Source organism: Bradyrhizobium sp. CCH5-F6 (assembly GCF_001556045.1).
Taxonomy (GTDB): domain Bacteria; phylum Pseudomonadota; class Alphaproteobacteria; order Rhizobiales; family Xanthobacteraceae; genus Bradyrhizobium.
Genome location: NZ_LSIC01000046.1, coordinates 1 through 8053, shown reverse-complemented (window position 1 = coordinate 8053; position 8053 = coordinate 1). Strand labels below are relative to the sequence as shown.

General features: G+C 61.2%; 9 protein-coding genes. 4 read left to right on the top strand and 5 right to left on the bottom strand.

Annotated features, from left to right (window positions below):
- Positions 1–73 precede the first annotated feature (73 nt).
- Complete coding sequence (locus tag AX729_RS07380; protein ID WP_061021569.1) at positions 74–364, bottom strand: hypothetical protein; 291 nt, start codon at positions 362–364, stop codon at positions 74–76.
- A gap of 44 nt (positions 365–408) precedes the next feature.
- Positions 409–729 carry a DUF1476 domain-containing protein gene (locus AX729_RS07375; protein ID WP_061021571.1) on the bottom strand — a complete coding sequence of 107 codons (321 nt, stop codon included), beginning with the start codon at positions 727–729 and terminating at the stop codon, positions 409–411.
- Positions 730–982: 253 nt separating this feature from the next.
- On the opposite strand from AX729_RS07375, the gene AX729_RS41640 reads away from it, so the two are divergent.
- A complete protein-coding gene (locus tag AX729_RS41640; protein ID WP_061021567.1) occupies positions 983–1207 on the top strand; it encodes a hypothetical protein in 225 nt (74 codons plus the stop codon).
- 54 nt (positions 1208–1261) lie between these two features.
- Here the strand turns inward: AX729_RS41640 and AX729_RS07365 are convergent, their stop codons facing one another.
- Positions 1262–1462: a hypothetical protein gene (locus AX729_RS07365; protein ID WP_061021565.1), complete on the bottom strand. Its 201-nt coding sequence runs from the start codon at positions 1460–1462 to the stop codon at positions 1262–1264.
- A gap of 342 nt (positions 1463–1804) precedes the next feature.
- Between AX729_RS07365 and AX729_RS07360 the strand changes: the two genes are divergently transcribed.
- Positions 1805–2413, top strand: a complete 609-nt coding sequence (locus tag AX729_RS07360) for a sll1863 family stress response protein (protein WP_061021563.1) — start codon at positions 1805–1807, stop codon at positions 2411–2413.
- Positions 2414–2572: 159 nt separating this feature from the next.
- On the opposite strand, the gene AX729_RS07355 is transcribed toward AX729_RS07360, so the two are convergent.
- Together AX729_RS07355 and AX729_RS07350 are read right to left on the bottom strand one after the other, a co-directional pair.
- Positions 2573–3247 (bottom strand): endonuclease/exonuclease/phosphatase family protein, encoded by a 675-nt coding sequence (locus AX729_RS07355; RefSeq protein ID WP_061021561.1) that lies wholly within the window; start codon positions 3245–3247, stop codon positions 2573–2575.
- Positions 3247–5280, bottom strand: a complete 2034-nt coding sequence (locus AX729_RS07350; protein ID WP_061021559.1) for a VTT domain-containing protein — start codon at positions 5278–5280, stop codon at positions 3247–3249. The genes AX729_RS07355 and AX729_RS07350 overlap by 1 nt, the downstream gene beginning before the upstream one ends.
- A gap of 864 nt (positions 5281–6144) precedes the next feature.
- Between AX729_RS07350 and AX729_RS39450 the strand changes: the two genes are divergently transcribed.
- On the top strand, positions 6145–6498 hold the full coding sequence (locus AX729_RS39450; protein WP_156456781.1) for a hypothetical protein: 354 nt from the start codon (positions 6145–6147) through the stop codon (positions 6496–6498).
- Between the two features lie 161 nt (positions 6499–6659).
- Positions 6660–7697 carry a hypothetical protein gene (locus AX729_RS07335; protein WP_156456780.1) on the top strand — a complete coding sequence of 346 codons (1038 nt, stop codon included), beginning with the start codon at positions 6660–6662 and terminating at the stop codon, positions 7695–7697.
- Positions 7698–8053 lie beyond the last annotated feature (356 nt).

Genomic DNA, 8053 nt, shown 5'->3' with positions numbered 1-8053 from the left:
GAATCCCCGGGCGACTTCATATCGGTACACCCGGGCGACTTCGTCGGAATCCGCAGCCGGGGTCACGTGCCGCTCAGCGCAGACCCAACAGCGAACGGCGATAGGAGCTGTCGCGAGCCTCGCTCAGGCAGACGAAGCTGCCGTCGAAGCCCTGGCCATACTGCTTCTGACCTTTGCCGTAGTAGACGCCTTTCCTGAAATCCAGCCAGACGACCCGGTCCCGCGGGCAATAGCGCTGCGCCTGCGCCTCGTAGCGAAACGGCGTCAGTGACGTCGCCGAGACCTCGGCGCCGCCCGCGCAAACCAGGATTGACACCGCGCATGCGATTGCGCCGGAACATCTGCCAAAGCCGCTCCCGGACACTCCCGACCTCCCCGCTTCCGGCCGTCGCGCGACGGCCGCCGGCCTCACTGCTTGTCCGCTTCGAGCTGCGCCAGCGCCTGGTGCAGGCACTCCTGAAGCTTCTGCGCGACCTGCTCGCGCCCGACGCCTTTATCCGCGAGATCGCCCGACACCTTGCCGACGACGTCCTCGATGGTTCGGCTCCCCAGATGGTCCGTCACCAGCGAGGTCGCGTAGCTTGCCGCGGCATCGCCGCTGAGCCCAAGCTGGCCTGCGGCCCATAGCCCAAGCAGCTTGTTGGACCGCGCGGCGGCCTTGAACATGAACTCCTCGTCGTGGGCGAATTTGGCCTCAAAGCCCTGCTCGCGCTTGTCGAACGTGGTCATGGTCAGCTCCATTCTGGTTCGCTGATGAGGACGGGATGCGCTGGAGGTGAACGTCTCCGTGGTTCAGGTCAGTTCAGGATGATGTTGAAGCTTCCTCCCGGAAGCCGAACGCCGTCAAGCCTGCCGATGCGCCCAGGCGGACGCACGCGACGCACCAGCCCCGCACCAGTCATTCCGGCTAAGTCGGAGAATGTTTACGATTCGTTAAGCAGACTCAGCGCCGCATGATGCGGGGGACATCGAGAGCTGACGCATGAACAGAGAGCTGCGGGAGTTTCGAAGGCTTGAACGGGTCTGCCTGGAGCAGGCCGCCCTCTCCACCATGGACCTCGCGAGAAGCGGGCTGCTGAAGGTCGCTGACGATTGCCGCATTGCGGCCGAAGCGATCGAGTCACAAGCGCCCCGTGGCGCATTCGCAGAGGCGGTCCAGGCGCTCAAGCTGGCCTTGGGCGCAAAAAGGACGTCCAGGCGGCACTAGGGCCGGCGGGACTCCTCCAAGCGGAAGTGATTCAGAGATCGGCCGTCGAGCGGGTCAGCCCTTTTCCGCTGCCGCTTCTGCCGCTTCGCGCGCCAGCCGTTCGGCCCTCAGCCGTTCCTTGTTGGCGTAAAACGCCTTCTGCGCCGCTTCATGATCGCGCATGGCCTTTTCAGCCTCGATCCGGCGTGCGGCATCGCGCGCGTGGCGCTGCTCAGGGGTCAGGGGTTTGCGTCGGAAGGAAAGGTCTTCAGTCATGGCGAGACAACGCGGCGGCGGCCAAAGGGTTCCATCGGCCGGACCCGGCGCGTGGCTGAGCCGAACCGAGACGTCCACGACCTCAGATCCTTACCGGCAAAAACCTCGGCCAGCCAGGGCCTCCAGCACGTTGATCGAGCCGTCCGAAGGCCGCCCGCCCCGGACTCGCAAAAACAACCCCATGCACAGTAGCTAAGTTCCGCCGGCACAACGTCTTTTCGAAATCACGAAAAGCCCTTTTAAGCGTCGAGGGGCGATGAGAACACACGACGATTGAGACAGGTCAACACGGGCAGGCCCCGGCTCTGGAATCTTCCATCCCGCAATTCAACGGAGGCGGCCATGTCACAGCAGAGCAGCGTGCACTTTTACCTCAATTGGGCCAAGGAGCGGATCGACGAAATGGATGCCGCATTGGCCTCCTTCGAGTCCAAGGCCGGCCAGGCCAAGGCCGAATCCAAGGTCAAGACGGATCAGTTGCTGTCCGACCTGAAGCAGCGTCGCGACGAGTTTCAGGCCATGCTCAAGACCCAGGCGGACGCGGGCGAAGCCGCTTGGGCCAGCGCCAAGACGGATCTGGAAAAGCAATGGGCCGGATTCGAAGCCCAGGTGAAGACCTTCTTCGAAAGCGCCGGCCGAGAGTTCGAGCAGCAACAGGCGACGTTCAAGGACGTCGCGGCGGCACAGGCCAAGGCTTGGGGCGAAGCAGCGGACAAGTTCCGCGAGGCCGCGGGCAAAGTCGCCACGGCCCGCGCCGCCGACGTCGAAGCCGCACTCAAGCAGATGAAATCCGATGCGTCCGAAGCGGAAGCACGGTTGCAGAAGCTGAAGCAGGCCGGCAGCGAATCCTGGTCGGTCCTGAGCGCCGCGCTCGCCGAATCCCGGAAGGCGTTCGATCAAGCCAATAAGGCCGCGTGGGACGCTCTGAAGGGCACTGATACCAAGAGCTGAAGTTGCTGCGTTCGGCGCTCCAGCCCAAAGAGACCTGCGCGACGCCCAATGGGGTGCCGTGGAGACGGTCCTCATTGCCTCGGCGATGTACGGAGTGGCGCCATCCCGGCACATGAGGAGGCGCTGGTCACGATCGGCGGCTGTACAGGCGGAGGGTATCTAGATCTCGATGTCCGCAATCACGGGCAAATGATCTGAATAGGCCCTCGCCTCTGCATCGGTCCACACTGACCCGATCCGGCTGTCGGCCGTCGCATAGATTCGATCAAGCCGCAGAACCGGCAGCCGCGCCGGGAAAGTCCGCAGCCGCGTCCGGTGCGGGCAAACCTGTGCGAGCACGCGTCGCACCGATTTCACCCAGAACCAATCATTGAAATCGCCGAGGACGACGGTCCTTGCAGGCCTCACCAGGCTGGCCAGGGTTTGAGCTTGCGCGTAGCGCTCATGGATGCTGAGGCCGAGATGGGTGGCCACCACGCGCACATCGCCGGCCGGTGTCAGCAGTCCCGTGGCAATCGCCCTGCGCGGCTCCCGCTCCCGAAACGACACATCGACGATCTCCGGAACGCCGGAGAACGGAAAGCGGCTCAGCAGCATCTGGCCGTAGTCGCCGTCCCCAGTGACAATCGACTTGGCGTGGACGCGGTGATCCCCGACGACACTCGCCAGCTTCGCAAAGGGATCGTCCGAGCGCGATCGCGAATCGACCTCCTGAAGCGCGACGACGTCCGGGGTCCACTTGCGAATGATGGAGCAAACACCTTCCAGATCGAACGTCGGGTTGAGATTGAAGGTGCCATGCACATTCCACGTCATGAAACGCATGGACGCCATCAGCGCCTCCCGGCGAGCCACGTCGCCAGGAATTGTGCGCCCGCGCAGATCCCGAGCCAGCCCAGAAACGCCAGCGCCAGGAGCACCAAGCTGCTCCAGGACGCATTCCTGGCCAGATCCGCGATCTGAGCTCCCAGAACGGCCATGGCGAGGATACCGGGCGTGATCCCCAGCAGCGTTCCAACCATGAAGTCACGAAGCGGCAGCGTGCTCGCACCGGCCACGACATTCACCACCGAGTACGGCGCGACGGGAATCATCCTGATGACGACGACGGCCAGGATGCCTTTGCCCACAATGCGCTCCTGGATGCGCGCTGCGCGTCGTCCGAGCAGACGTTGGAGGCGCTCTCGACCGAGTATCCGTCCGATTGAGAAAAGGACGAGGGCGCTGAGCAAGGCGCCAGCCATTGCAGTGAAGAAACCCAGCCATGGCCCGAGTGCAGCAGCGGTTGCCGCAATGAGCACGAGAATCGGAAACACGACCAGTCCGCCGACGACGAAAGCTGCGATCGCGAAGAATGGCCCCCAGATGGATTGCGAATAGACAGCCAGGAGCGTCGAAATGCGACCGGAGTCGGCGAAACCGCTCAAGGAAGAGTACGACCAGGCCAGCGCCAGCCCAAGGAGCGCGACGGCGATCGATACGATCCCGATTATCGTCTTCGTGCTCCACATGCGCGATGCCGCCCGCTCCAAATGAAGAGGCCCCTCTGGGTCCGCCACCGGCTGAACCATCGTTGCCAGTGTACTGGTCACACCCGAAGATTCCACTTTCCGCAGCGTCTTCGTCCCCTCACCTCTCGAGACGTCCTCGAGGAGAGCAAAAAGACGATCCTCATTTCGCGCGAGCGTCTGTTCATCGAGACCGCAGAAATGGGCTATCAGGCGACGCCGAACCGACGCAATGAAATTCCGATGCTCGTCGGATCCAGCTTCAAAAATCAGGTCACATTCGCTGTCGGCGCCCATCGACCGATTGTTCAGGTTGGCCGAGCCGATCCTCAAGATCCGGTCATCGACGATCATGAGCTTGCTGTGCACCATGACGGCAGCTTCGGCATCCCCGCTGCGTGAGACCGGGTGGACGAAGCGGATACGATCGGCGACCCCCGCCGCGCTGAAGCAGTCGATGAAGGCACCTCGGCCGTTCTGCATGGCCTGGGACTCCAGCCACGACGAATGCAGCTTTGGCGCGACGATCAGAACCCGAAGCGAAGGCACGCGAAGCATCTGCTCCGCCAGTTCGCGCGCCATCCTGGTCGCGCTGGTGAACTGGTTTTCGATGTACACGAAGCTCGTCGCGGACCGGATCGCTGCGATGAATGAGCGTTCGACCTCCCTGATGGTCGAGCCGGCCGGACAGACCACCTCGGTCCTGGCGATCCCCACCGGCAGGTGCTCGGCCTCAACAGGCACATTCGCCGGCCAAGGGATCCTCTTCAGCGCGCACCGATCATCGACCTGTTGACCTGCCGCACGCCAACGCTGCTCCACGAGTTCGAACAGCTGCGTCGCGGCATCGCCGTCGACCAGGCATTGAACATCGTGGAACGGCGGGTATGGCTTGCCCTGCGGGTCGCAGCGCAGCGCGAGATCGGCGCAATGGTCGCTCGTATCCCAGCGCCTGATGGTCAGATCGAGCCCGCCCACGAACGCCAGCGAACCGTCGACACAGACGATCTTCTGGTGTTGGGCCGATCCGAACGGAAGCGTGGAATCCAGCTGAAATCGAACGCGGCCATCCGTGTCGGCGGTAAACTTCGCCGACGAATTCCACTCCCTTTCGGAGGCATAGAACGAGACGAAGTCCCAGACGAGAATGTTGATCCGCAAGGCAGGTCGACGTTGGACCAGCGCGCGCAGGAACGGGCCGAGCTGTTCAGGCAAGCCGTCATCCGCGCGCCCGGACGCTCCGACCAGCCGGGTCTCGCTATGGATATCCCATCCGATGATGTAGACGAGCTCATGCGCCTCCAGCAGCGCGTCCCGCAAAGCCGCGAAATAATCGGCGGCATCGTTGAGAACCGCCACGCGCCGCGCTTCGCACCGCCGCCAGACGGTGTCGCCGGGGACCAGGGTCGATGAACTCTGAAGCAGGTGGACCTCGCAATTCGCATTCGCGTCTAAACGCGTTGGATGCTCAACGGGTTCCCACGATTGCTGTCGGAGCGAAGAGTACCGACTTGAACATCAAAACCGGAATATCCCGAACGGGAAGAGCAGCACCACCCCGACCAAGCCGGAGATCAGCACCGCCAGCCGGTTTGGGTGCGCTGAAGCGCGCCGATGCCAGGAGTTGAAGTCGCTCTGCCCCAATCGCCTGCGGGAGGTGAAGGAGACGTCGCGACAATTCGAGCGCCGGAGCGAAGACTATTCCGCGACCCGCAATCCAACGCTGGCGGGCTAATCAATAATAACCGCGTCTTGGGCGACGTTCATACTCGTCGTAGCCGTAGTACCCCTGTCGGCCCTGCTGAAACTGTGGCGGTACGGTACCAGTCGGGTAGCATTGCCCGTCTCGAATATCGAGGTCCGCGCCATGGCCACAGGGGACTGGATGTCGGCCGTAGCCTCCGCCACCACGATAGTAGTACTGCCGCGCAGCCTGTTCCTGAGGAGGAAGATACCCGTTTGGATAGCACATGCCGTCACGGGCGCTCACGTCCCAACCGTGGCCGCACGGAGGCGGTTTAACCGGGACCCGGTATTGAACAGCCTGAACCTGGGGCGGAGTGTCCTTTACCGCTACGGTCCCGATGTGAATGGCGAGCGCAGCGGCGGCAATGCTGGCGATCATGATCGTCTCCTCGGCGCAACGTACGATCGAGGCGCTGAATAGCCGATGAACGGTATGGCGGCACGACGCGGCCGTCGAATAACAGCACCGCAAACTCGTTGACCGTATTTGCTGGCCTTCCCGAAGAAGAATTTGAGATCTTCTTCAAGCAGTATGTTCAAGGCGGGTCTGCATCTGCAACAAGTCAGGTCATCTCGCAGTGGCGCGTCGGTATCGGTTGGAACGCGACGAACGCCTATTCTGGAATGATTGGCGAAGCCGGCCAGCGAATTGATGGTGCAAGCATCGACATGCTTCTGCACGGCACGAGCGAGGCGAGCTACACGGCGTCGGCCGCGATCGGCATCAACGTGGCCACCTCGCTCGAGCAAATGATAGCGCTCAACAATGCCAGCATGACCTGGTACGGCACGAGCGCCGGCATGCAGCTGGTGGCGCGCTACATGGGCTGACGCGCTGGCTTCGTGGTGTTCAGTAGTGCCGTGCCCCACGGATGGGCGACGATTTATGAGCTGCGGAGCCATTAACCTAAAGTAGTGGCCGCGACGTTCTCTCTTGCCAGAACGGCCGGAATCCCCAGATAATCCGGTCATTTGCGGGGGGAGACGTTTCAGTGGCTATTACGCTACGAGCAGACAAGCCGGAAGCTGTTTTGGCGGTGCTGCAACAACTTCAAGCAATCGCAGACCCCTTCAGTCCTGAGTTTGAAGATATTGAGATTGGTACTTGGCCTGAGATTCATATTCACATTCCGCACCCGGAAGTGTCATCGAGCATCAGCCCGCCATTTATGGAGGCGTTCCTTGAGTTGCAAAAGCAGATCTACCAGCTGGCCGCGCAGGCCTCGTCAGGTGTCGCTGACGCTGGGCAGCTCTCTGAGCGATATCGCGCCTCTCTCGAGATCAGCGTGGTTGTTACCAATGGCAGCTCCAATCTCACAGCCAAATTAGAAAGAATTCTTCCAGGGCTTTTGAAAACCATGATCGGAAAAATGACCGGAAAACAAGCGGCGATCGTTCTTGTCGCCTTTGCTGGACTGGTGGCCACCGGATGGGGTTGGAGTTCGTGGTTGGAGGCACGCAAGGTCGTCCAACTCGAAGAGCTCAAAAGCAAGGATCACATTGAGGCGCTGAAAGCGCTAAGCCTCGGTTCGAGCGGCCAGATCGATGCCCTAAAGAAGATCATCGAGACACTCGAAAAGCAGGGCGAGATTGGTGCTAGAGCGGTTGAAGCCCTCACGGCTACTAACGAGGCTCTCTTAAAGGCCGCATCGAAGACGACCGAGAGTTCCATCAACGGGACGCATCTCACACGCCAAGAAGCAGACTTGCTCAGGACGTCGCCGCGCAAGAAGCCGGAAGTACGAATTGCGAGGCAGCGAATGCGGGTCCTGGACATCAACACGAGCAATCCACACGAATTGAGCTTACTGATCAGCACGCCTGACAAGAAATCTCAGTACCGTATCAAATTCGTCGACAACATGTTCTCGGGCGACGATCGAACGGCGCTATTCGATGCACTCAATGGCCGTGAATCGATTTGGATGGAGTTAGCCTTCCGTGAGGTCGAAGGCGAGGTAAGGTCGGTGCAGCTACTTCGGACCACGGCGCCTCCTAACATCTCGGAAGTCGCCGAAGTGGACGAGTAGCCGTCCGAGGGACGCAGCTACCCTTCTTCGTCTACGATCGGCAAGGGCGCCTGTCGAATTGCTTTGGCGTAGATAAATCTGTCCATCGCCTTGCTGATCTCGTCGAATAGCTCGAGACCTCGCGTGTAGAAGGCATCCTGCGGATCCCCGATCCAATTGGACAGGTTGCGGCATTTGGCTGTGATCGGCTCTTGTGAAAAATGGACATACTAGGTGGTGTGCGCGAAGGCGTTACGCACATCCTTTATGATTAGCAGATCCTTGAACGCGGTCTCGTCGATCAATTCAATAGATAAGCCACTGATCTTCCCCCGATAAAGTGGACGGGTTAAGCGGCTTTTAGCTCCATCTCGATC

Coding starts and splice junctions, on each gene's coding strand:
- AX729_RS07375 (WP_061021571.1), bottom strand. CDS start 729: ATGACCACGTTCGACAAGCGCGAGCAGGGCTTTGAGGCCAAATTCGCC.
- AX729_RS41640 (WP_061021567.1), top strand. CDS start 983: ATGAACAGAGAGCTGCGGGAGTTTCGAAGGCTTGAACGGGTCTGCCTG.
- AX729_RS07365 (WP_061021565.1), bottom strand. CDS start 1,462: ATGACTGAAGACCTTTCCTTCCGACGCAAACCCCTGACCCCTGAGCAG.
- AX729_RS07360 (WP_061021563.1), top strand. CDS start 1,805: ATGTCACAGCAGAGCAGCGTGCACTTTTACCTCAATTGGGCCAAGGAG.
- AX729_RS07355 (WP_061021561.1), bottom strand. CDS start 3,247: ATGGCGTCCATGCGTTTCATGACGTGGAATGTGCATGGCACCTTCAAT.